The 22280-nt window shown below is 57.5% G+C and carries 28 protein-coding genes and 1 tRNA gene; 15 read left to right on the plus strand and 14 right to left on the minus strand.

Translation table 11 applies throughout. The features are described 5' to 3' along the window. Nucleotides 1-117 precede the first annotated feature (117 nt). Nucleotides 118-1875 carry an NAD(P)H-hydrate dehydratase gene (locus RA25_RS02765; RefSeq protein WP_039169947.1) on the plus strand — a complete coding sequence of 586 codons (1758 nt, stop codon included), beginning with the start codon at nt 118-120 and terminating at the stop codon, nt 1873-1875. A 3-nt stretch (nt 1876-1878) separates the two neighbouring features. Here RA25_RS02765 and RA25_RS02770 read toward each other — a convergent pair whose 3' ends face one another. Then, complete coding sequence (locus tag RA25_RS02770) at nt 1879-2406, minus strand: Hint domain-containing protein (RefSeq protein ID WP_039169950.1); 528 nt, start codon at nt 2404-2406, stop codon at nt 1879-1881. A gap of 219 nt (nt 2407-2625) precedes the next feature. On the opposite strand from RA25_RS02770, the gene RA25_RS02775 reads away from it, so the two are divergent. Next, nucleotides 2626-2709: transfer RNA gene (locus RA25_RS02775), tRNA-Leu, on the plus strand. A gap of 96 nt (nt 2710-2805) precedes the next feature. Here RA25_RS02775 and RA25_RS02780 read toward each other — a convergent pair. From RA25_RS02780 to RA25_RS02800, 5 genes are all read right to left on the minus strand, one after another. Beyond that, on the minus strand, nt 2806-3816 hold the full coding sequence (locus RA25_RS02780) for a site-specific integrase (RefSeq protein WP_039169953.1): 1011 nt from the start codon (nt 3814-3816) through the stop codon (nt 2806-2808). Continuing rightward, the gene (locus tag RA25_RS22300) at nt 3810-4013 is read right to left on the minus strand and encodes a helix-turn-helix transcriptional regulator (RefSeq protein WP_039146569.1); all 204 of its coding nucleotides are present in this window, start codon (nt 4011-4013) and stop codon (nt 3810-3812) included. The genes RA25_RS02780 and RA25_RS22300 overlap by 7 nt, the downstream gene beginning before the upstream one ends. 17 nt (nt 4014-4030) lie before the next feature. Continuing rightward, nucleotides 4031-4303, minus strand: a complete 273-nt coding sequence (locus tag RA25_RS02790) for a hypothetical protein (protein ID WP_039169956.1) — start codon at nt 4301-4303, stop codon at nt 4031-4033. Between the two features lie 11 nt (nt 4304-4314). Continuing rightward, a complete protein-coding gene (locus tag RA25_RS02795) occupies nt 4315-4593 on the minus strand; it encodes a hypothetical protein (RefSeq protein WP_039169960.1) in 279 nt (92 codons plus the stop codon). A gap of 276 nt (nt 4594-4869) precedes the next feature. Further along, entirely contained in the window at nt 4870-5583 is a 714-nt protein-coding gene (locus RA25_RS02800; protein ID WP_152612146.1) for a hypothetical protein, read from the minus strand. Nucleotides 5584-5987: 404 nt separating this feature from the next. Between RA25_RS02800 and RA25_RS22580 the strand changes: the two genes are divergently transcribed. After that, the gene (locus RA25_RS22580) at nt 5988-6302 is read left to right on the plus strand and encodes a hypothetical protein (protein ID WP_152612147.1); all 315 of its coding nucleotides are present in this window, start codon (nt 5988-5990) and stop codon (nt 6300-6302) included. A 149-nt stretch (nt 6303-6451) separates the two neighbouring features. Here RA25_RS22580 and RA25_RS02805 read toward each other — a convergent pair whose 3' ends face one another. After that, nucleotides 6452-7456 (minus strand): DUF4238 domain-containing protein, encoded by a 1005-nt coding sequence (locus RA25_RS02805; protein WP_082023024.1) that lies wholly within the window; start codon nt 7454-7456, stop codon nt 6452-6454. A gap of 322 nt (nt 7457-7778) precedes the next feature. Here RA25_RS02805 and RA25_RS02810 point away from each other — a divergent pair, with 322 nt between their 5' ends. From RA25_RS02810 to RA25_RS22305, 7 genes are all read left to right on the plus strand, one after another. Then, nucleotides 7779-8201: a hypothetical protein gene (locus tag RA25_RS02810; protein WP_206539679.1), complete on the plus strand. Its 423-nt coding sequence runs from the start codon at nt 7779-7781 to the stop codon at nt 8199-8201. A gap of 462 nt (nt 8202-8663) precedes the next feature. Then, nucleotides 8664-8801 carry a hypothetical protein gene (locus RA25_RS22930; protein WP_193747957.1) on the plus strand — a complete coding sequence of 46 codons (138 nt, stop codon included), beginning with the start codon at nt 8664-8666 and terminating at the stop codon, nt 8799-8801. Between the two features lie 23 nt (nt 8802-8824). After that, complete coding sequence (locus tag RA25_RS22585) at nt 8825-9193, plus strand: hypothetical protein (RefSeq protein WP_152612149.1); 369 nt, start codon at nt 8825-8827, stop codon at nt 9191-9193. Between the two features lie 88 nt (nt 9194-9281). Then, nucleotides 9282-9581, plus strand: a complete 300-nt coding sequence (locus RA25_RS22590) for a hypothetical protein (RefSeq protein ID WP_152612150.1) — start codon at nt 9282-9284, stop codon at nt 9579-9581. A gap of 5 nt (nt 9582-9586) precedes the next feature. Beyond that, nucleotides 9587-10042 (plus strand): hypothetical protein, encoded by a 456-nt coding sequence (locus tag RA25_RS22595; protein WP_152612151.1) that lies wholly within the window; start codon nt 9587-9589, stop codon nt 10040-10042. Nucleotides 10043-10285: 243 nt separating this feature from the next. After that, nucleotides 10286-10885, plus strand: a complete 600-nt coding sequence (locus RA25_RS02830; protein WP_206539680.1) for a hypothetical protein — start codon at nt 10286-10288, stop codon at nt 10883-10885. Nucleotides 10886-11171: 286 nt separating this feature from the next. Further along, entirely contained in the window at nt 11172-11894 is a 723-nt protein-coding gene (locus RA25_RS22305) for a S1 family peptidase (protein ID WP_019295524.1), read from the plus strand. 80 nt (nt 11895-11974) lie between these two features. Here the strand turns inward: RA25_RS22305 and RA25_RS22935 are convergent, their stop codons facing one another. Then, nucleotides 11975-12133, minus strand: a complete 159-nt coding sequence (locus RA25_RS22935; protein ID WP_193747958.1) for a hypothetical protein — start codon at nt 12131-12133, stop codon at nt 11975-11977. Nucleotides 12134-13225: 1092 nt separating this feature from the next. Between RA25_RS22935 and RA25_RS02845 the strand changes: the two genes are divergently transcribed. The 3 genes from RA25_RS02845 to tig all read left to right on the plus strand — a co-directional run bounded on the left by RA25_RS02845 (nt 13226) and on the right by tig (nt 17344). Further along, the gene (locus RA25_RS02845) at nt 13226-14344 is read left to right on the plus strand and encodes a porin (RefSeq protein ID WP_241477348.1); all 1119 of its coding nucleotides are present in this window, start codon (nt 13226-13228) and stop codon (nt 14342-14344) included. Between the two features lie 353 nt (nt 14345-14697). Then, nucleotides 14698-15816: a hypothetical protein gene (locus tag RA25_RS02850; RefSeq protein ID WP_039146252.1), complete on the plus strand. Its 1119-nt coding sequence runs from the start codon at nt 14698-14700 to the stop codon at nt 15814-15816. Between the two features lie 196 nt (nt 15817-16012). After that, entirely contained in the window at nt 16013-17344 is a 1332-nt protein-coding gene (gene tig / locus RA25_RS02855) for a trigger factor (protein ID WP_039169991.1), read from the plus strand. 96 nt (nt 17345-17440) lie between these two features. Here tig and RA25_RS02860 read toward each other — a convergent pair whose 3' ends face one another. The 6 genes from RA25_RS02860 to rpsF form a co-directional block, all read right to left on the minus strand. Further along, complete coding sequence (locus tag RA25_RS02860; protein WP_052254149.1) at nt 17441-17878, minus strand: hypothetical protein; 438 nt, start codon at nt 17876-17878, stop codon at nt 17441-17443. A 221-nt stretch (nt 17879-18099) separates the two neighbouring features. Further along, on the minus strand, nt 18100-18585 hold the full coding sequence (locus RA25_RS02865) for a lytic transglycosylase domain-containing protein (protein WP_039169995.1): 486 nt from the start codon (nt 18583-18585) through the stop codon (nt 18100-18102). Between the two features lie 420 nt (nt 18586-19005). Continuing rightward, entirely contained in the window at nt 19006-19197 is a 192-nt protein-coding gene (locus RA25_RS02870; RefSeq protein ID WP_019295530.1) for a hypothetical protein, read from the minus strand. A 179-nt stretch (nt 19198-19376) separates the two neighbouring features. After that, nucleotides 19377-19985: a 50S ribosomal protein L9 gene (gene rplI, locus RA25_RS02875; protein WP_039169997.1), complete on the minus strand. Its 609-nt coding sequence runs from the start codon at nt 19983-19985 to the stop codon at nt 19377-19379. 12 nt (nt 19986-19997) lie between these two features. After that, nucleotides 19998-20225: a 30S ribosomal protein S18 gene (gene rpsR / locus RA25_RS02880; protein WP_005608650.1), complete on the minus strand. Its 228-nt coding sequence runs from the start codon at nt 20223-20225 to the stop codon at nt 19998-20000. Nucleotides 20226-20253: 28 nt separating this feature from the next. Continuing rightward, nucleotides 20254-20607, minus strand: coding sequence for a 30S ribosomal protein S6 (gene rpsF / locus RA25_RS02885; RefSeq protein WP_039170000.1), 354 nt, complete (start codon nt 20605-20607; stop codon nt 20254-20256). Between the two features lie 330 nt (nt 20608-20937). Here rpsF and RA25_RS02890 point away from each other — a divergent pair, with 330 nt between their 5' ends. Continuing rightward, a complete protein-coding gene (locus RA25_RS02890) occupies nt 20938-21471 on the plus strand; it encodes a hypothetical protein (RefSeq protein ID WP_019295533.1) in 534 nt (177 codons plus the stop codon). 156 nt (nt 21472-21627) lie between these two features. Next, nucleotides 21628-22206, plus strand: a complete 579-nt coding sequence (locus tag RA25_RS02895; protein ID WP_039170002.1) for a YceI family protein — start codon at nt 21628-21630, stop codon at nt 22204-22206. Nucleotides 22207-22280 lie beyond the last annotated feature (74 nt).

The raw sequence follows: 22280 nt of genomic DNA on the forward strand, positions 1-22280 counted from the left end.
GCAGCAATGCAGGAGGCTGCGGCTGCGGCAATTGCGGGCAGGATTTGATCGGGTCTGCCTAAAAATTAAGCACTGCGCCCGAAAAATGCGCAGAATTGAATCGGGGAAGGGCAAAATATGACCGAACTGCTGACCGCAGCCCAGATGCGGGCGATTGAGCAGGCCGCCATCGCGTCCGGCGAGGTGACCGGGCTGGAGCTGATGGAGCGAGCCGGGCAGGGGGTGGTCGAGGCCATCTTCGAAGAGTGGCCGGAATTAGCGGAGCCTGTTGAAGCTGGGCGAGGGGCCAGCTCCTCGCGCTCCCCGGAGTATTTGGAGCAAGATGAAGGAGCGCGCCGTGCGGTGGTGCTGTGCGGGCCGGGTAACAACGGCGGCGACGGCTTTGTGGTGGCGCGGCTCTTGAAGGCGCGCGGCTGGGAGGTGGAGGTGTTTCTGTATGGAGACCCGGACAAGCTGCCGCCGGATGCGAAGGTGAATTATGAGCGGTGGGGTGAGTTGGGTGAGGCAAAGCCGCTATCTGAAGATTTTCGATCCTCGGTACGTCAGCCGGTTCTTCTGGTAGACGCATTGTTCGGTACCGGCCTTTCTAGGCCGCTTCCAGAATTGGTACGCAGCGTTGTTAGCGGTCTCTATGATTGGCGGTGTGGGTGGAAACCCGAAGTGAACGGCGAGAGAGGTGGGGTGAAACTCAGAAGAGTTTCGGTAGATTTGCCTTCTGGTCTGTGTTCCGATTCCGGTTTGGCGCTTCTGTCTCAAGAAAGGGTCGAGAACGAGAAGACTGCTGGCAGCACGTGGGTTTCATGGGCGTCTTTCGTCTTGGAAACTGAACTCACAGTGACGTTTCACAGTCCGAAAATTGGCCACTATTCCGGAAATCCATTCTGCAATGGAGCTAGTGTCAAAGTCGTTGACATAGGGCTCCGAGGCGACGCCATGGAAAGAACCGTGGCCTGTGCGCAGGACGCGGATGTTGAACGAGTCCGGTTGATTGAACCCCGGTTTTGCTGGCGTCCTTTGAAAACGCCGGGATTTCCTCACCCTATGCTCGAGAAATCAGGCGCAGGGCACAAGTACAACGAAGGCCACGCTCTCGTCCTCTCCGGCGGCCACGGCAAAACCGGCGCGGCGCGTCTAGCAGCCCGCGGTGCGTTGCGGATCGGGGCAGGGCTGGTCACCGTCGGCTCGCCGCGCTCAGCGATGTTTGAGAATGCCGCCAATCTGACCGCGATCATGCTGCAGCAGATCGACGGGGCGCATGGGGTCAGTGAATTGCTGGAAGACAGGCGTTTCAACGCGGTCTGCCTCGGCCCCGGCCTGGGGCGCGGCGCCGACACCCAGGCGGTGGTGATGGCGGTCCTGAAGGAAAAACGCGCCACCGTGCTGGATGCCGACGCTCTCACAAGGTTTGAGCTGAAGCCGGAAGCGCTGTTTGATCTGCTGCACGAGAACTGCGTGCTCACCCCGCACGGCGGCGAATTTGCCAAGCTGTTCCCGGATCTGGCAGAAAAACTGAACGCGCCCGCAACCACCGGCCCCGCCTATTCCAAGGTCGACGCCACCCGTGAGGCCGCCAAACGCGCAGGCTGCGTGGTGCTGTTCAAGGGGCCGGATACAGTGATCGCAGGGCCGGACGGGCGCTGTTCTGTCAATTCCGCTCATTACGAGCGCTCCGCGCCCTGGCTCGCCACCGCTGGTTCAGGCGACGTGCTGGCAGGCTTCATCACCGGGCTGATGGCGCGCGGTTTCGGTCCGATGCAGGCAGCAGAGACCGCCGCCTATATCCACGTCGAATGCGCGCTGGAATTTGGCCCCGGCCTGATCGCCGAGGACCTGCCAGAGCAGATCCCCGCCGTATTCCGCAAACTGGGACTTTAGGGCTCAGGCCGCCGGGCGCAGGTTTTCCTGCGGCGCGGCGGCTGCGGCCAGTTCCAATCCGCCTGCATAGATCACATGCGGGCGGGAGAACTCCAGCACCGTCAGATCCATCATCTGCAGGCCCAGGTCGCGGATAAATTCGCCATCCACCAGCTCATAGGCGGGCACCACCGCCTGCGGCTGGCCGAACATCGCCTTGGCGCGCCAGTCGCGCACCAGGATGCGCTGATCCCAGGGCACCACCAGATCGCTGTCGGCGCGCATGTCGCCCAGCGAACCGGCTGCAAAACACACCGCCTGCAGCATTGCGCGGCGGGTCCGCACCCCTTCCACCTGCGCCATTCCTTGCGTGCGGGTGATCAGGCTGTCCCCGGATTTGAGCTCCTCAGCCGCGCGCTCGCCCTCGCGGGTCAGCACGATGGTGCCGCGCAAAAGGCTGATGTTCTGGCTGCCTTGATACAGCCGCCGGGGCTGTGCCTGGACACGCATCGCCAATTGCGCGCGCAGGGCCGCATTTCCAAAAGGTTTCATATTGTTGCTCGCTGTGTCTGCCTCAGACTTTTTTCCCAAACTACCGCACAAGCGGATTCCGCGCCCAGCCCTTTTGCGCGAAAACCCGCCGATTGTTGCGATATTCCGGACGGATTGTTGCCGTTTTGCACAATGGCATTTCAGGCACGATTTCCCCTCGCATCCCCCGCCAAGCTTTGCTATTCAGCGCGTCACGCGGCGGGCTTGCCCGGCGCAAGTGCGGGTGTGGCGGAATTGGTAGACGCACCAGATTTAGGTTCTGGCGCCTTTGGCGTGGGGGTTCGAGTCCCTTCACCCGCACCACATTGATTTTAAATGGAAATTTGGATTGGTGCGGGGCGGCGCTGTGCCCTTGGTCCAGAGTGTTTTACACTTTGTTTTACACTCTGGAATCTGTTCTTATTCTGTTTTTGTTCTGTTCCGGCGAAGCTGTGCTGTCTTTGAGAGCTGTTTTTGCCTGGCTTGCTGTCGGTACTTCTTCACCATTTCCAGCGATTTGTGGCCGGTCACGGACTGGATTTCCGTGTCTGAGCAGCCTGCCTCTGCCAGCTCTTTCGCGGCGGTGTAGCGCCAGCCGTGGATAACAAAGCCCTCGGCCTCGATCTTCTTGCGGACTACGGCCACAAGGCTTTGCGCGCGCCGTTTGCTGATGTGCTGCGTCAGGTTCTTTGCCAGGATGTGTTTTCCGTTGCGTGGCAAACGCTCCAGGAAGGCCTGCAGGCGCTCTGGGCAGAAGATCGAAAGCCGGGCGCCGGTTTTCTCCTGCACAACGTCCATAAAGCCGCCCTGGAAGTGCGCCCATTCCATGGCGACCACATCACCAATGCGCTGCCCGGTGCCGATGCACAGCTCATAAATCGCGCGTTCAATCGTCAGCCCGTACTGTTCGCAATAGCGCTCATATGCGGCCAGCTTTGGCTCCGGCCAGGCTTCATAGCTTCCGCCCTTCAGCTTTTCGACGCCCTGGGCGGGGTTGGCGGTGATCCATTCCAGATCAATGGCGTGGCGGGCCAGAATCGAAAGCTGTTCGACCATGGCATTCGCCTTGCGCCATTGGTCTGAATACTTGTCCCGCGCTGCGATAACGTGTTTGCGGCGTAGTTTGGTGAAGTCCTTCGGGCCATTCTTTTCGCGGAGCAGCTCCAGCGTGCGGCGATATTCCGCCTTTGTACCTGGCTTCAACCCCTTGAAGCGTGGCGTTTGGTAGTAGCTGGTGATCAGTGCTTCAAAGGTGGTTTTAACCGTCGCCTTGTGCTGGCCGGACCTGATGGCCCAGTATTCACGGTCAAATTCCTCGCTGTCCGGGTCGTCGGGCAGACGGATCAGGGTCTTGCCCTTGCGAAAATACCAGTAGTCCTTTCCGCCGCGAGCGATCCGGGCCAGGTAGGGTTTTGAGTTCTTCTTTACCATTCGAAATCTTCACTCAGCATGGCGCCTGAGCTGATTGCCTCAAGCTGTTTCACAGACCAGCGCTCCACCTTGCCGCCGATCTTGACCGGCCTGGGCAGGCTTCCCGCTGCCACCAGGGAGCGGAATTCCTTGAGCGGCATATCCAGCATCTTAGCTGCCGTGCTTTCTCGCGCTAGGATTTGGTTTGCTGCTGCCACGGAATCAGTCTCCTGGTTCAGTTCTTGCCTTGCGCGCGCTGCATCCGGCGGGTGCATTTGCGCATGATCTGGCGGCGTTCTTCTTTCAGATCGTGCAAGGCGCGTTCTTTCACCCGGATGCGGACGTGAAGCTTGGCGAGGCGGCGCAGGTCCATTTCATCCGCGAAGTGCAGCCACAGCGCCTTGAGGCCGAAAAGCTCAACCTTTGCCAGCGGCTTGCGGGCCTTCTTTGATCCGTTCTGTGTATCTGTGCCAGCTACACGGGCGGCGGCATCTGTTGCGGTTTGCATGAGTATTCCAATCACCGGAAGGGGGCTGCTTGCTTGCCGGTCCATGCGTCGAATTCCGTGCGCAGAGCCTGAAAGCGGTCGGCGGCGGGTTTGTCGTGCAGAAGCTCACAACGGCTGCTGACTTTGCAGACCTGGCGGACGTATTCCGCCGCGCCGCCCTGGGTCAGCTGCTTATCCGGATAGCCGCAGCGTTGGGCTGCGAAGGTCTGAAACCGCGGATCATTGCAGAGGATGCCTGCCTGAGTTGATGGCGGCAGATCGTCAAAGCGCTGTTTCTGTTCCGTGGTCATTGGGTTGCCTTTCTGCGGGTGAGCGGAATGTAAGCTACCTGCGGAGCGGCTGGGGGATCTAGGCCGGAAGCGCCAAAGCAAAAAGCCCCGGTTAGCGCCGAGGCTTTTGTCGTTTCAGGGGCGGCGGTTTCTGGATGCCCAGCTGTTAAAGTGAGAGACAGTCGGAAACGGGTCCAACCACCAAGTTCACACTTCGTAGGTCCTGACTCTCGAAATCAGCCCGAGCTGAATGCGAGGTTCCGGGTGCATGATCTCACCTAAAAATGGTTGCTGATCTTAGGACTTCATACAACAATACCGGGCTTTTTTTCCACTTTCGCAAGTACAGCCGCGGTTTCCCAATATTTTAATCCACTTGGCTTCTAAACTGATCAGAGCTTCCCAAGCGATGTGGCGAATATAAACTTTCTCCAAGTCTAACACAGGAGATTCACCCTTCGGTCCTTCTTGCATCCATCCAATGGAATTCTCGTTGACCAACCGATGATATTTTTCGTCGACTTCGTGGTCGATGTGGCTACCTAGTTTATTCGCTACAATCAAGACCAGTTCCCAACGGTTGAAAACCTCGCGTTTGTCGTCGCGAAGAACTGGCTCCTCCTTCCATTCGTCCAATGACAAACGTCGTGGCGTAGTTGGGGTTTGATCTAACGCGGGCAAGAACACTGTGCCGTTTCTGCTCATTTGCATCATAGCTAGACTATGTTCCGTCAACAGGTTTCTCTCGTTTAACGGGGTCGCGTAACTTATGTAATCGTTATCATCGAGACCAATATGATCCACCGCTGGTACGCACATCTTTGTGCGATGGAGTAATACTCGAAGTGTCGATGCAAGGCGTCGAAACTCAGAGTAATCTCCCGCGTCGAATTCAGTGATCGACTTTCTCAAGAAATTGATTTGGACTTCGAACTCTTTCTCAAGCTCGGTCTTAGGAACTGGGATCATCGGCTTGCGAGGCTTTTGCGCTCTTTTTTGATGTTTAGCCATTTTACCTCACTTCAGGAAGGCGTTGGAATCAAAGGCACTTTATAGCTCCATCGTGTCAGTTCAATGCGAAACGTCGGTCGGCTGTCACTGAGAGGTCGCAGCACCTATGTGCGGACATGCAAGGTGACTACGCTGTAGGAGCGGCGAAGTGAACACGCGTCCCGGCTGCCTGGCGTTTGCTGAACTGCGAGCCTGCTAGGTCGTGTTGAGCCCATAGCGGTAACTGACCACGTTGCAGACGTTCGCGCCTGCAGCAGGCCGTGAACGGCGCTAAGCGGTCATTGCAAGGTCCGCCAGGGAAAGACAGCTGAGCGCCGACCTTTGCTGACCTTGGCATTTCTCCGCTCTCGCCTTATTCACCCTCCTATAGTGAAACCGCCCGCACCTAAATGAGGATGCTGTGCATGGCAGAAGCACTTGAATTTGTCGTGACGTTTTTAGCCGTATGGATATATGGAACTGAAGATAGACCTAAGCATCCAATCTGGCGAAACGGTGTAAGAATAGTCGCATTTTCAGGGATTATTGTCTCAGCAGCCGGTTTCAAGGGTTTGCTCGGAAGTTTCGAGTTTCCATTGATCTTCACCCTCGTCTGGGGGGGCTGCTCCTTGGTCGTTATTTCTGCCGAATACTACCTAGGGTCAAAAAGGATTTGTTTCGCGGCATTTGTTGCATACCCAATTTGGCTGGCCGTTGCCGTCTCTTCACAAGCTTCCTGATTGCACTTTGGGCTCACCCCTGCCTTACTCTGCGGCGAGATCAGGCGACCGGATGAGCCCTCTGCGGTCATTGCCCTGGATGCAGCCCTTCGCTGGCGCAGCGCGCCGGTCACAGCCCGAAGCGGGCATTACCACTCGATCACTTTGGTTCAAGAGATGCCGTCTATTTCCCTGTGATATCTCTTTATCACCTCTTCTTCGCTTCCGATGATATGCGCACGAGCATGTTGCGCCATTGTGAGGTTTACATCCTCTACTGTTTCTTTTGAAACTTTCGTTATGCCTGGGGGAAAGGCGCCAGATCTGCAAGCGACTATCGCGCGTTCCGGCGACAACGGGTAATAGAGGTCCAACTGGTCTACGTCTGGCAAGTTCTTTCGATCCTCAGTATTGCAAAGATTGATCACGGGTGAATCTGAGGTAATGAATGGCTCATCTTCACTATTTTCAAGAATGCAAAAAATTGTCCTTTGCCTTCCGAAATAGAGATTCCTCCCTATGTTCATGCCGTACATATAACTGATGAAAAACCAACACTCCTCTAAGACCGTCTTGAATCGGTCTTGATCTAAGCCCCCCAAACCAGTTTTGGGAACCGCTTCCAAAACCCGGTCTTTGAATGTTTTTGTCCTTGTAAGTTGATGCCCTAAGAAATTTAGAAACATTATCAGGTCTTTGTCGTTGTGGAGTGGTGTGAAGTCACCCTCCAACAGCTGAGATACTATCGGTGCAGCTTCCCTTTCGTGTGCGCCATGATAGTTTTCAATGGTGTTGCACCTGAACGTCTCAAACATCCTCTCCACTTGAGCATCGCTTACGCTGTGATTACGGTAAAGCTTTTCAAGTTGTTGTATGAAAACGAAATCACTTAGATACTTCGCATGCATGGCTTGAGCGTCGTCGTCACCAAGTTTCGAAAACCCTTCAATCATTTTCATGTGGTCGGAGGTCAAAAAATTGGATTTGTAGAAGTAATCCTCTCTGCAAATATCTCTAATGCTGTGCAGTGAAATTTTTCCTTTCAGCGTAGTATGCCAGACATCTTTCCCGTCTGCAGACCATTCCTGAAGGTAGCGGGCCCACACGTGGTGATGGTTTTTCTTAACTTGGAATTTCTTGGGTGGCATAAATGTTCCACACTGCTTGCGTTTCATAGCCTAAAGAAAACTAGACGCATGTCTCGAGCTTTGCAAAGAACGCTATCTGCGCAAGGGAGGCACTCGGTCCTGCCCAGGCTGCGCCTGCAGCGAACGACGGCTTGGTCCCGCCAACTCCCCTTCTTGGTTAGGCCTCCGATCTCTCGAGGAGTCTTGTGTTTGATTCGCCGGTTGTGACACTGGCGGGTAACTCAATTGACGCGCGCATGTCTTTCCTCCACGCTACTGTGAATACGTAAGAAAAGGCGCAGCCGTGATCGAGGGTAAGAAAGAGGGCGGATTTTCCAGAAAGTGGGCAATTGTGACCGTGCATCCGTGGTTGCCATCGAGGTCGGAGCAAGTCGCCAGGGCGCGCGCCTGGGGGGTAGATGAAAGCATTCTGGGCGGCGTCGATGTGTCAGCTCTTTTTGTCGATGATGTGCGCCACGTCAAGCGAACCACCAATTGGCCGGGCAAGCTGGTTGAGCGCGGCATCTTCCTGGAAAAGATGAAGCTTCTGCAGCACGTTGGGCATCAGGTTTTCTTTACAAATCCGCTGTGTGTCGGGTTCTCTGAAAAGCACGCGCGCAGCACGGTCGAGGGGCTGTTTGAGGCGGGCCTTGTGGTCTACGTCCACTCGATCAAGGACAACGACCTGGCGCTGTATCAGAAGGGCGACGACATGACGGAATTCTATGAGAGCGTGGGCCTGATGGCGAATGCCAAGCACCAGAGCGTCCACCGGAAACTGAAATCCAGATAGGAGCAAGGTTAGGCAATGCCATATTGCAAACGAAGCCAGGACCCAGTTCTGCCGTTCATTGATCAAGATAAGCGGGTCTGCCAGAACTGTGAAAAGCGCTTCTTGTCGGGTGTTGCCGTAATTGAGCGCGGGTTCCCTGTTCGGATGCTGTGCATGGACTGTGCCCACCTGCATGATGAGCGGGATTGGGATGAAGAGGTATCCAAGTAAGGAGCGCTGAGAGCTGGCTGTCGCAGTTTCCATACCTGAGTACGTTGAGTGTGCCTGCGGTCACGTCGAGGCGGTCACGAAATTGCATCGTGAGCGGCTGCTTGAGAACAGTGGTTGGCTGTACTTCGTTTGCCCAGTTTGCGGAGTAAGGTTTGCAGTATCTGCTATGGCGGAGGATCTCGCGGTCATGCTTGGGGAAATGACTGGCGCAGGCGGAACCGGATAGTTAAGTCCAAGTAAGGAGCAAGGCCGATGGCGAAGGTTCTGCCGCCCAAGGAAGAAAGGCTCTGGCCGAACATTGTTGCTGCGGTTGCCTTCCTGTTTTCGCCGGGATTGCGGCGCTATGTTCGTGACCTTGAGCACTTCCGGGAAGTGCATCGGTTTGATTGAGTCCAGATAGGAGCAAACTCATAGTGCAGATGGAATTTCTAAGTGGAGTGGTCAGCAAAGTTCGGCACTCGACCGAGGTGTCTGGTACCAAGGAAACCACAACATCTTCCTATGTTGCGATCTTCCAGCTGGGGAATACACCTGTATCCCTGAGTGTGCCTGGTCCAGTGATCATCGATGAGGGAAACACGGTTAGCATCGCGGGACGTAGAAGGCGCGGCATTTTCCACGCCCGTGCATATAAGAATGAAACACTTAATGTCTGGGGGAGTAAAGCCGGTTGGAGTCAAGTTCTGTTCGGGATTCCCTTCATTCCCTTAGCGGGAATCGGGATCTATGTAATCTGGGATGCTATGCAAAATTTGAAGGCGCGTCAGAAGATAGGCCTGTAGGCTGCTGGCCCGCCGAACAATCCAGCTAAGGAGACAGCGCTCGTTGCATGTAAGCTGTATTCAAACCACAAGTGAAAGAGACTACTTAATGCGTTTTCTTATTTTAATTGGCATCCTCGGTATAAGCGCTCTACCCGTTAGTGCTGGTTCAGCCGAACGAGAAGCGAGGGAAAACTATGTCAAGTTTCTGTCCAGAGCGGACATGTCGCAGAACCAGAATATCGCCTTAGCCGAGTGCATGGTTGATAGGCTTTCTGCCAAAGGACAGAAGGATCTTGCTTCGGAAAATACTGAGAAAGGAGCAAGGCTTGCCATGCTTGCGGATGGTCAGGGCTCAATCCATGGGATGTGCATAGTTCACGCGCTACGACAAGCCGAAGAGGACTAGGCAGTATGATTGTTTTTAGCGCCAATTTCTTTAGAGCAACTTTTCTTGGCGCTATGCTGTGTTTTTCGTTGGTACGTCCAGCGTTGAGTGCTAGCGCGACAGAGCTATCTTGCGGTTTGGTCTCGTCCTTTTTGGACAATAGATCCGATGCATTAACAGCGTTTCGCGAGATCATGAGCACTATGGATGATGCGAAATTTGGGGAAGTTGCCCCTTTCTTCGCGACGTTGCCCGAGGACTTTGCTAGCGGAAAGGTTGCCGAAATTGCCAATGTCGGAGACCTCTACATCGAACATTTCATTGTGCTTAACTCACCGGAGTTGGGTAACGTCTACTTTCGCATCATCTACGAGGCGGGTAGCGATACAATGATTGGGGTAAAGTTCGACATTAATACAGCTGCCGAGAAAGTTTTGGGGAGTTGGCCGGTACTTCAGGAACCCGTTTTGCAGCAGTGCTGACAGGTCCAACTAAGGAGCAGGTATGCGGGAAGTGGTAATAGCGGCGCTGATCATCGGCACTTCTATCGTGGCAGCCAAGGCAGCCGAAATCTACTTTAGCGACTTTCAGTCCTGCATTCGGGTCGTGCAGTCGCAAGGCCAGGGAGTGCCGCGTGAGCGAGCGATTTTGGCATGCAAGTCCATGTAAGGAGCGGTGGCCCTATGATCCTGCGAAAGAGTGCCGCCGGGTTTAGTCTCTGGTGTTTGACACTATTTCTGTACAGTATTTTTGGCGGAGGGGGGGGCGGGCTTGCGCAAGGTTCTGATGTTGCTGAGGAAAGCTTGAAATCCTCGTTGTCAGAAATGGGTTACGTTGAAGTGCTTCTTGAAGGGTGCGAGGTTTCGTTTTCCAGGCTAGTTCAGCCTTCTCAAAGGAACGGAGGGCTTCACCGCTATGATAGAGTCATTAAACTCGGAACTCTAAATTTTGATGGCGAGCTTGATGTTCGTTCTGCTGAGGCTGACGGGAAAACGTACTATTTTTTCATAGCCCCCCCCAAAGAGGCGCTCAGTGACCTTCATCAGGATGCTGAAGCTTTTCGGCAGTGGGTGAATGTGGAATTTCCAGGCGTCAATTGGCCCGACTACTTTCCGGCGATGCATGACTTTCGCACTGAAGCGGTTGAACAGTTCCTGCATGATCTGTTCCCCAATTTTGTGAAGCTGAACTTGTGGATTAATTTTACTCGGTTTGGGCGCTCGACGGTGGCAACGATTGACTTTCGAATGTACTCGACAAGTAAGCCGGAGCTCGAGAGTTTTAAGTCGGCCTTGCAGGCCTACTCAAGGCGGTTTGAGTGCTAAGCGGTTGGTTCGCGCGTGACCTGATGGGGGCGGTGCTCCAACATGGCCGGTAGTCCAAAAAGGAGTAGCGGAATGCACAGAAATAGGGTTGTGCGGCTAGCGATAGCCAGCGCTCTGACAGGGGCCGGTGTCATGAGCTTCTTTGACAACGGTTTTTATGCCGCCGCCGCCATTGTTGCATCAGCTTTCGCTGCAGTTCTTTATTTTGGTTGGCGGAAGTCCAAGTAGGGAGGATGTGAATTTGCTTCCAATTGCAAGAGAGACAATTTCGGTCGCTCAGCTAGAGATGAAATTCAACGATATTCATTTAAGCAAGGCCACCGGGTTCCTTTGGCACTCTGAAAGGGCGTTGTACCTCGTTACAAACTGGCACAATGTTGCTGGGCGCAACGCTCTGACTGGAAAATGTTTGAATAAGATGTTGTCCAGACCCAATAGGGTTTCAACGACATTCCACATGTTGTGTTCTGAAGGCGTTATGCCGGTCGACTTTGATTTAGACTGGGAGTTTGGCGTTGAAACGCAATGGCTCGAGCATCCACTTGGGAGTTCTGTCGACGTAGTGATGTGTCGAATTTCCACCCCGCCGGAAGGGTTCATAGTTCATCCAATAAATGCTTCACACTCACGGCTTCGGCTTGCCGTTTCTTCGGACGTGTTTCTTCTGGGCTACCCTCTGGGGTTAGGGGTTGAGGGGACGCCGATCTGGAAGAAGGGTAGCATCGCCTCTGAGCCTCATTTTGACGTTGAGGGTCTTCCGAAGATGCTGGTTGACACGGCTTCAAATTGCGGGATGTCAGGCTCGCCAGTTATCTCCACCAATAAATCGGGCTTTGATGACAAGGGCCGTTTCATCAATATCATGGGTGAGGTTCGGGATTTCGTGGGTATATACTCAGGCCGAGTTGTCCATGATCGAAAGCTTGGTGCTCAGCTAGGGGTGGTGTGGAAGGCTCGAGTGCTTGATGAGATTCTCGCCGCTCAGAAGCGGTTTGTGCCTGAGCATTGAAGGGAATAGCTCAGCTAGTTGGATTGTCCAGAATGGGAGGGCAAACAATCGTTTGCCCTCGCTGGCCAAGTGCGCCGTGGCTAGCACCAAGCAACATCAGAATGATCGCTATCACAACCTGTCGAAGTCGGAGAAAAAATCATCCGAATAAATTCCCAGATCGGACCTGCCTCGACCGGAGCTGGAGCTGATGCTGCCATGGCAATCCCAAACATCAGCACGAACACAAGATTTTTCATGGTTAGTACCTCCTATTTGACGTGAATGCAGATTACCAAAATTGCCGACCGTTAGAGCAATAAGGAAAATATGACCCCAAAATTGCCGTCAGATTAGCAACACTTGGTGGATTGGTCAGAGCTATTCACTTGAAATTTCTAACCGCCTAAAGTGGAAGGAAACTTTCTATATTGTAAGGTGTTTGCCAGAGCCTCCTTGCGAATAATTGATCGAATTGAGCAAATCTATTTTTCCCTTCCCAGAAGTCTTTGCGAAGCTGATTTCAATGTCGAACGCAAGAAGGAGAGGCGCTTAATGGAGGAGAAGCATGGTTCGGATGGTCTTTGCGAGGGTGGGGTCATCCGGTTGAAGTTAAGTCCAGCAAAGGAGCGAGCGACCCGCCGGGCATATGCACCGTTGTCGGCGATACAGCGGGCCGCTCTGACCCACCCCAGATTTCCGGGATCTCTGCAGTGTAAAGCTGAAGGTGCAAATTTCCAGTAAAGGTGGCCAGGCAGGCTATCTCTCCCGCCTACCGGCGATCCACCAGATTTGAGCGTAGAACTGCCGACAGTTCCCGCGCATGTTGTCCGGTGAAACGCGATCCTCTGGACAGTCCGCCGCTATAACCCCAAGCGCCTGGGGCAGCTCAGTATCGGCGCCGACGATCTCCACAAACCGCTGTTTCCTATAGCGCCCATATCGGCTGCAATAGTTGCAGCCGATTTCAACCGTTGGAAGGGGGTAGTCTTTGGCGCGCATTTGGGAGGGTAGGATTCGTGCTTGGTTTGTTCCGTTTTACGCTTTCGCGTTTCGTTCTGGCAATGTCCTGTAAAACTTTCGGGCTAGGTGCGCTGAAATCATTGATTGTTCGTTAGTTTTAGGTTCTGGCGCCGCAAGGCGTGGGGGTTCAAGTCCCTTCACCCGCACCAGCTTTCAATCTCATCAGAGGCAGACAGGATGCTGGCCGTGGCGGTTGCTGGCCGGTTTAACCTTTCCGGTCAATAATTTCACTGGAACCAGCCGCGATGTGCTATACTTCTATCTGGCCGGCCAGCGGCCTTTGGCTGGCCCAAGTGTTTATCAGTACATTGTTAAAAAGGGGGATGGCCATGACACGTCTTCTGAAAATTTCCACGGCAGCTGCAGGGGTCTGCGCCATCGCGATTCCGGCCTACGCCGAGCTGCGGTATGACAACAATTCCGGCGGCTATGTTGAAATCTACGGACAGTTCAATCCGGCCATCATCTCGGTTGATGACGGCCAGCAGACTGAGACCAACGTGCTTGACTACGACCTGTCCCGCTCCCGCGTCGGGTTGCGGTTGATGCAGCCGATCGGGGCCAACACCTTTGGCTTCCGGTTCGAGACCGGGCTGGGCTTTCCGAACTCGACCGAAGTGAACCAGTTCGGCTCCAACTACAGCGGCTGGACCCGCGCCGACCTGCGCCACGTGGACTTCTGGCTCGAAGGCAGCTGGGGCAGGTTCTCCGCCGGGCAGGGCAGCATGGTGGCCGATGGCGCGGCTGAAACCGACCTGTCTTATGTCGGCACCGCGCTTTATTCCTATACAGCTGATGCAAACGCAGGTTTCCTGTTCCGCGACACCGCAGGCGCTCTGAGCGGGCCTGCCGTGGCCTCTGCCTTTGACAATCTGGATGGCTCCCGCCGCGGCCGGATCCGCTATGACACCCCGGATTTGAACGGGTTCACCGCCGGTATCGCCTGGGGGCAGAATATCCTGTCGTCCGGCGACGATGCCGACTATTACGACATCGGCCTGCGCTACGGGCAGGAATTCGGCTCCACCAACTTTGCCGCCTCACTGGCCTATCAGGTGCGTGATGACGCCGGGGCGGAACGCTCGGATGTGATCGGCTCGGCCTCGGTGCTGCTGGACAGCGGCATCAGTTTTACTGTTGCGGGCGGCAGCCGGGACAACGACGCGGCCGGTGCCAGCGATCCCAGCTATTACTACGCCAAGATCGGCTATGAGACCGACCGCTGGCTGCCCTGGGGCAAGACCGGGCTTGGGGTGCATTATTACGACGGCGATGATTTCAACGTCACCGGTTCCAGCACCAAGGGCTGGGGCATTGGTGCGGTGCAAAAGGTCGACAGCATCAACACCGACATCTACCTGACCTACCAGGAATATGAGTATGAGGATGCCGCCGCGACTTACCAGGATCTGACAACCTGGGTGCTGGGCGCCCGCTGGCGTTTCTGACGAGCGGCAGATATCTGGACCATAATGAAACGCTCCGGTCAGCCGGAGCGTTTCTTTGCTGAGGGCTGGACCGGGCAGGTTTCCGGATCCGCCCGCCCGGCTGATTCCCGCCTCAGGGTTGCACGGGCGGCATAGCTGCTTTGCATGAGGCGGGCTGTAAACGTAATCGTCTTCACATCTCCGGTCCCGTGGCGGCGCTACGGTGCAGGTGATTTTTTGCCACGGGCAGATTTTCACAATTGCCGCAGCGGTCATCTGACCCGGAATTCATGCCACGCGCCCAGAGGCTCCCTCGGCTCCTGCGCTGGCTTGTGCCGGACAGCGGCCGTAAGCGGCGGAACAGGAGACAGGACATGAAAACCAAGTTTGCAGCCCGCGCCGGCGCAGCCACCCTCGCAGCCGCAGTTGCGGCCCCGGCATTTGCAGGCCCCACTTACACCAACGACACCGGCGGCAGCTTCCGCTGGTACGGCCAGTTCAACCCCGCCTATCAGTCGTTTGATGATGGCGAACAGGACTTCAACCGCCTGACCGACAACGCCGCCTCCAACTCCCGCATCGGTTTCTGGCTGGAGCAGGCTTACGGCGAGAACACCCTGCGGTTCAATTTTGAAACTGCCTTCGGTTTCCGCTCCTCTGACGGGGTCAGCCAAACCTCGACCGGCGACAACCTGAGCTGGGACCGCACCAACATCCGCCACGTCGACTTCCAGTTCGACACCGCGCGCTATGGCCGCTTCTCGGCGGGTCAGGGCTCGATGGCAACTGACGGCATCACTGGCGCTGACTTCTCCGGCACCGGTCTTGGCGCCTCCAACTCGGTTGCCGACTCCGCGGGCGGCTATGCCTTCCGCACCGGCGCCGGCGCGCTCAGCGGCGTGGACATCGGCGATGCCTTCACCGACCTGGACGGCAGCCGCCTGGGCCGTGTCCGCTACGATTCGCCGGAGCTGGCGGGTTTCACCCTGTCGACCTCCTGGGGCACCGACATCCTGAAGGACGCCAACGACCGCGAAAGCTATGACGTGGCAGTCCGCTGGGCCAATGACGACGCTGCGGCCTTTGCCATCGACACCGGCATCGGCGCCTCCTGGACCGAGGAAACCGGCGAGCAGGACTACCGCGACATCTCCGGCTCCTTCGCGGTGCTGCACAAGGCCACCGGCCTGTCGCTGAACATCGCCGCAGGCGAGCGCGACATCGCAGGCACCTATGCTTACGCCAAGCTGGGTTATTCGGCAGATCTGATTGCAGCCGGCTCGACCTCCTTCTCGGTCGACTATTATGACGGCTCCGACATGGTCAGCACCGGCGACAGCGCTGAATCCTGGGGTGTCGCCGCGGTCCAGAAAATCGACGCCTATAACGTCGAAACCTACCTGGCCTACCGCGACTATTCCTATGCCGACAACAGCGCCACCACCTACCAGGACGCAAACGTCATCCTGGCTGGTGCCCGCTGGAAGTTCTGAACCGCAACTCTCTCGGTTTCAGGAACACAAACACGCTCCTCTGGGGGCGTGTTTTTCGTTTTGGGCGGCTGGAAATCCGCGCGATTGCGCAGGAAAGGGGCAATCCCCCTTGCGCCGCCGCGCCGGGGGAAATAGAAGACCGCAAATTGTCTGGGGGCACCTCGCACAGGGGCCCCGAATCTCTATGGGGAATAGGATGCAGGTCACCGAGACGCTGAACGAAGGTCTGAAACGCGGCTACGCCATCACCGTCACCGCCGCCGAGCTGGACGAGAAGGTCAACGAAAAGCTGGTCGAAGCCCAGCCGGAAATCGAAATGAAAGGTTTCCGCAAAGGCAAGGTGCCGATGGCACTGCTGAAAAAGCAGTTCGGCCAGCGCCTGATGGGCGAAGCGATGCAGGAAGCCGTCGACGGCGCCATGAACAAGCATTTCGAGGACAGCGGCGACCGTCCGGCGCTGCAGCCCGACGTCAAGATGACCAACGAAGACTGGAAAGAAGGCGACGACGTCAACGTCGAGATGTCCTACGAGGCACTGCCGGAAATCCCCGAAGTCGACTTCTCCGGCGTCGAGCTGGAAAAGCTGGTTGTGAAGGCTGAAGACGAAGCCGTCACCGAGGCGCTGGCCAACCTGGCCGAAACCGCCAAGGAATTCGAAGCCCGCGAAGAGGGCGCAGCAGCCGAAGACGGCGACCAGGTCGTAATCGACTTTGTCGGCAAGATCGACGGCGAAGCCTTTGAAGGCGGCGCAGGCGACGACTACCCGCTGACCCTGGGCTCCAACTCCTTCATCCCCGGCTTCGAAGAGCAGCTGGTCGGCACCAAAGCCGGTGAAGAAAAAGACGTGACCGTGTCCTTCCCCGAGGAATACGGAGCAGAGCACCTGGCCGGCAAAGAGGCCGTGTTCTCCTGCACCGTCAAGGAAGTCAAAGCCCCGAAGGCGGCTGAGATCGACGACGAGCTGGCCAAGAAATTCGGCGCCGACGACCTGGACGCGCTGAAAGCCCAGATCACCGAGCGCCTGGAAGCCGAATACGCCGGTGCCGCCCGCGCGGTGCTGAAGCGCGGCCTGCTGGACAAGCTGGACACCCTGGTCTCCTTCGACCTGCCGCCGTCGCTGGTTGAAGCAGAAGCCAAGCAGATCGCGCACCAGCTGTGGCACGAGGACAACCCGGAAGTGCAAGGCCACGACCACGGTGAAATCGAAACCACCGAAGAGCACACCAAACTGGCTGAGCGCCGCGTCCGTCTGGGCCTGCTGCTGGCCGAGCTGGGCCAGAAAGCCGAGGTCGAAGTGACCGACGCCGAGATGACCCAGGCGATCATGGCGCAAGCCCGCCAGTACCCGGGCCAGGAACGCCAGTTCTTCGAATTCATCCAGCAGAACGCCCAGATGCAGCAGCAGCTGCGCGCGCCGATCTTCGAAGACAAGGTTGTCGACCACATTGTCGGCCAGGCCAAAGTCACCGAGAAAGAAATCTCCAAGGACGACCTGCAAAAGGCTGTTGAGGAGCTGGAAGAGGAATAATCCTCCTTCCGCATCGACTTACGGAAAGGCCGCCCATCGGGCGGCCTTTTTCGTTGGATAGGATAAGACGGCGCCGGGCGTCCGGTGATCCGGTTTCTATCGGTGCGCGTCCGGCACCCAGTCCTCGGGGGCGCTGTTCCAGAACCTGTTGGGATTGTCTTCATCCATGCCGCGGATATGGAGGGTCCGCAGGCTGGGGGCCACATAGATCACCGGCTCCTCGTAAGGGTGGGACGCATAGACGCTTTCCAGAACCTGCGCCGCCCCGGCGTCCTCCCGGCCCAGAAAGAAGGACAGTTCCACGCAAGGCACCTCAACGGCAGCCTCCGTCGCCGCGTTCCGCCCGCTCCCCAGCGAGCGGAAGCTCTGTGTGCCCGCCGATGTCTGAAAGGTCACGCGGTCATAGTCGCCGTATTTCAGGGTGGAGACGGCAAGAACCGCATCAACGATCCTCTGCACGTGGGTTTCGGGAACCTGGACGGTGACCCGCAAACCGTCTTCGGGGATAAATCTGCCGGTCTTCAACTCGGGCATTTTCATAAGGGACTCCAGTGATGATTGGGACTGGATACCCCAGGCAGGCGGCTCTGCGGGAAAGGACGCTTCGCTGCGGGCCGAAGCGTTTGGCCTTGCGGTCAGGCGGTGCTGGTCAGGAAAACAAATGCTCCCGCCCGTCCTTGGCGCCGTCCTGCGGACAGCGCCGCGGCCCGTTGGGCCAGGCAGCGCCCCTGCGGAGCGCTGCTGACGGGCAGGCTTCAGCCGTCAGAAGGCGCCGGACGCAGGCCGGTTTCCACCAGCATGCCGCGGCGCTTGGCCTCGTAGTAATACCCGCGCGAGTAGTGTTTCACCGCCATGTCCTGGCTGCCATCAGCCAGCAGCCAGGCGCCGCGCAGGTATTTCACCGAAAATTGCAGGTTGGTATCGGCATCCAGCAGTTCCTTGGGTTCTCCCTTGAACCCCATCGACCGCGCCGTCGCGGGAAGGATCTGCAGCAGCCCGTAATAGGGGCGGTTCACCGCCTTGGGCCTGTGGGTGCTTTCGCGGACCGCCAGCCGGTGCACCAGGCTGCGCGGAACCTCGTAATGGTCTGCCCAGTAGTTGATCTTCTGGCGCAGTTCCGGGGTCTCATTGGGGTAGAGCGGCGGGGCGGCTCTGGACACCTCCGGCGGGGAGGCAGTGCTGGCGCAGGCGGACAGCACCGCGGCAGCAATAAACAAGATCAAAGGGGTCGGGCGCTTCATGCGGCCTCCGAAAGCGGTTTCTCACGATGGGCAGATTACCCGCCCCGGCGCGGGCTGCAATCCTGCCCGTGCCAGCAGGGGCTTCCAGTGGCGGGGAACCGCCATTGCCGCGGGGGGAAACCGCCTGAAATCCGGCGTGCGTTCCGGTGTCCGGGAAGTCGGTCAAACTTTAATCATTAGACATTTGTTAAATATGGCCGCCCACTACATATTGGGGTTGCGCATTGAGGCAGAACCAACCCTCAGGGCAGTTTGCCCCTCACGCCTGTGGGGCAGCTGACCACTTCGGGCAGAAAGGGACCGCGGCTGTTTCCCAAAATTTCGCGGTCCCTACAACCCTTGGCAGCTCCTCAGTGCAGCCCCTGACCGCCCTGCGCAGACCGGTTTGCATACCTCAGCCAAAGGCCGCTTGGGACGCCTTCAGACAGGTTTCTGCATCGCGTCTGACGGCGCCTTGAACAGGCTGTCCCCAGGGCCGATAAGCCCTTTGGGCACCAGTTCTGAAATCGCTTCTGTCTTAAAGTCCGGCCGGTCGAACCGCTGGCCGCGCAGCAGCCGGAACAACAGCCGCCGCCGCAGCGCCAGCTCCTCACTTTCCAATGCGTCCTGCATGGCGCATCCCCCTTTTTCACTCCACGTGCCGACTATTCTGGATGAATCCGGCAAACAGATGGTTATTCGGGGGCAGGGGATTTCCGTGCAATTTGGCGTGTCTTTGCAAACTCCGCTGAGCCAAAGAAAAAGGCCGCCCCAAGGGCGGCCTTTCCCGTGTCTCACTGTCCCGGATGGGATCAGTTGGTTTCTTCGCCAGCGGCTTCGGCCGGTGCTTCGTCGTCGTCGGACGCAGCAGAGCCGATGTCGTCGAACAGCTCGGAAATCTCGAACTCTGCAGCGGCTTCCTCTTCGGCGGCCAGCTCCTGGATCGATTTGCCCGATGCCTGCAGTTCGGCTTCTTCTGCCGAACGTGCGACGTTCAGTTCGATGGTTGCTTCGACTTCCGGGTGCAGTTTCACGGAGACCGAGTGCAGGCCAAGGTCCTTGATCGGAGCGATCAGGGCGACCTGTTTCTTGTCGACCGAGAAACCAGCTTGGGTTGCAGCATCAGCCGCGTCGCGCGGGGTGACGGAGCCGTACAGCGCGCCCGCGTCCGAAGCGGAGCGAATCACGATGAACTGCTGGCCGTCCAGCTTCTCTGCCAGAGCCTCGGCTTCTTTCTTGGTCTCCAGGTTGCGCGCTTCCAGCTGCGCTTTCTGGGCTTCAAAAGAGGCGATGTTGGCTTCGGAAGCGGTCTTTGCCTTGCCCTGCGGCAGCAGGAAGTTGCGGGCGAATCCGGGCTTCACGTCAACGACGTCGCCCATCTGGCCCAGCTTTGCAACGCGCTCAAGAAGGATAACTTGCATCTGCTTATCTCCTTACTTCACGGCGTAGGGCAGCAGGGCGAGGAAGCGGGCGCGCTTGATAGCACGGGCCAGCTCACGCTGCTTCTTTGCCGAAACGGCGGTGATGCGCGAAGGCACGATCTTGCCGCGCTCAGAGATGTAGCGCTGCAGCAGACGGGTGTCTTTGTAGTCGATCTTCGGCGCATTTTCACCCGAGAACGGGCAAACCTTGCGGCGGCGGAAAAACGGTTTGGCTGCCATGATTTAGCGTCCTTTTCTCAAGCGTTGATCAGCGGCGCTCACGGCGATCGCCGCGTTCGTCGCGCTTCTGCATCTGGACCGAAGGGCCCTCGGCGTGCTCGTCGACCTTGATGGTCAGGACGCGCATCACGTCATCATGCAGACGCATCAGGCGCTCCATTTCCTGAACGGCAGACGACGGCGCGTCGGTCTTCAGGAAGGCATAGTGGCCCTTGCGGTTCTTGTTGATCTTGTAGGCCATGGTCTTGACGCCCCAGTACTCCTGCTCGACCAGCTTGCCGCCGTTGTCGGACAGAACAGCACCGAAATGTTCGATGAGGCCTTCAGCTTGCGAGTTGGACAGGTCCTGACGCGCAATCATGACATGCTCATAGAGTGGCATGCGAACTCCTGTTTGTGTCTAGGCGCATTTCATAGACGGGGCATGTCACACTTCCGCTGCCCGGTCACGAGAGGCTGCGCGGATCGAAGATGTCGCGGAAGCAGGGCCTCCTATACAGGCTGGCGCCAAAAGAGCAAGTCCAAAGGGCGTTTTGCGCTGGCTGCAATGGCCCGCCGCGGCAAAACCGCAAGCCCGCCCCATTGCTGCCCCAATGCCAGTCTTCACTCGTTAACGAAGCCTTAACGCGGAGAGAAGCCGCGGCGCCGGAAACCCAGACGCGGGACCCGCAGCAGGGCAGCAGAAACAGGACCGCAGCAGAAGGGCAGTCAAATGGCAGTGACAGACCACACCCCGCCGCAGATTTCCGCAATGTCCAGCGCCCGGGCGCTTGGCGCAATTGCCAGTGCATCGCCGCTGCGCTTGAGGTTCGAAGCGAACTGGAAAGTGCGGGTGGTTGCGCTGAAGCTTCTGGGCGCCGCGATGATCCTCAGCTCAACCGGCCTGTGGCTGGTGCAGGGGGCTGGCGCGGATGCGGAAATGAACCTGATCCGCTTCGGCCTCTCCGTTGCTTTCCTGCTGGCCGGGCTGGTCCTGATGACCGCGCATGAGCCTGAAGGCCGGCCGGAGGCCTGCTTTGATCCGGTGCGCCGCGAACTGCGGGTGCTCAAGCGCGACGCCCAGGGCCGTCCGCGCACCGTCCTGCGGCGCAGCTATGACACCTTGGGCGGCGCACGGCTCACTGCCAGCTCCGTCCAGTTGTTCGAGGGCGACGGCAGCCTGATGATCGAACTGCCGCTGGCCTCCGCCGCGGTGCGCAGCCAGCTGCGCGACCAGCTCAGCGGTGCGGTGCGCATCCTGACCTGATCCGCTTTCACATTTGCGCGAGATGCCGCCCGGCTGCCTGCAGCCGGGTTTTGTGTTCGCGCGCTCACAGATAATGTTGGTTTTTGCGGTCTTCCTTTCGGGGAGGAAACAACCACATGTGTTGCCATAGAAATTCTTCAATTCGGAGCCTTTGACATGAAAAAGACCCTGTTTGCCGCCGCCTTGGCCGCTGCCGCTGCAACCGGCGCTGCCGCCGCACCGGAGAAATACGTGCTGGACGCCGGCCACAGCCAGATCCTGTTCGATTACAACCACCTCGGTTATTCGACCACCTACGGCCTGTTCTCCGGCTTCGAAGGCGAGATCATGTTCGACCAGGAAGACCCGGCCGCTTCCAGCGTGTCGGTTTCGATGCCGCTTAGCAGCATGTTCACCGGCTGGCAGGCGCGCTTTGACCATTTCATGACCAAGGACTTCTTTGACGCCACCGAGGATGAAACTATCAGCTTCACCTCCACCGCCATCGAAGTGACCGGCGAAAACACCGCCAAGATCACGGGCGACCTGAACCTCAACGGCGTGACCAAATCCGTGGTGCTGGACGCCAAGCTGAACCAGGCCGGCGAACACCCGATGGCCAAGAAGCCCTGGGCCGGCTTTGACGCTACCACCCAGATCCTGCGCTCCGACTACAACCTGGGCCAGTTCGCCCCCTTCGTCAGCGATGAGGTCAACATCAAGATCTCCGTCGAGGCGATGAAGGCCGACGGCTGATCCAGCCGCCGCATCTTTGAAATTACAGCCGCCGGTTCCCTTGGGTCCGGCGGTTTTCCTTTGCGCCGCACTGC

The organism is Leisingera sp. ANG-S5, assembly GCF_000813925.1.
Classification (GTDB): domain Bacteria; phylum Pseudomonadota; class Alphaproteobacteria; order Rhodobacterales; family Rhodobacteraceae; genus Leisingera.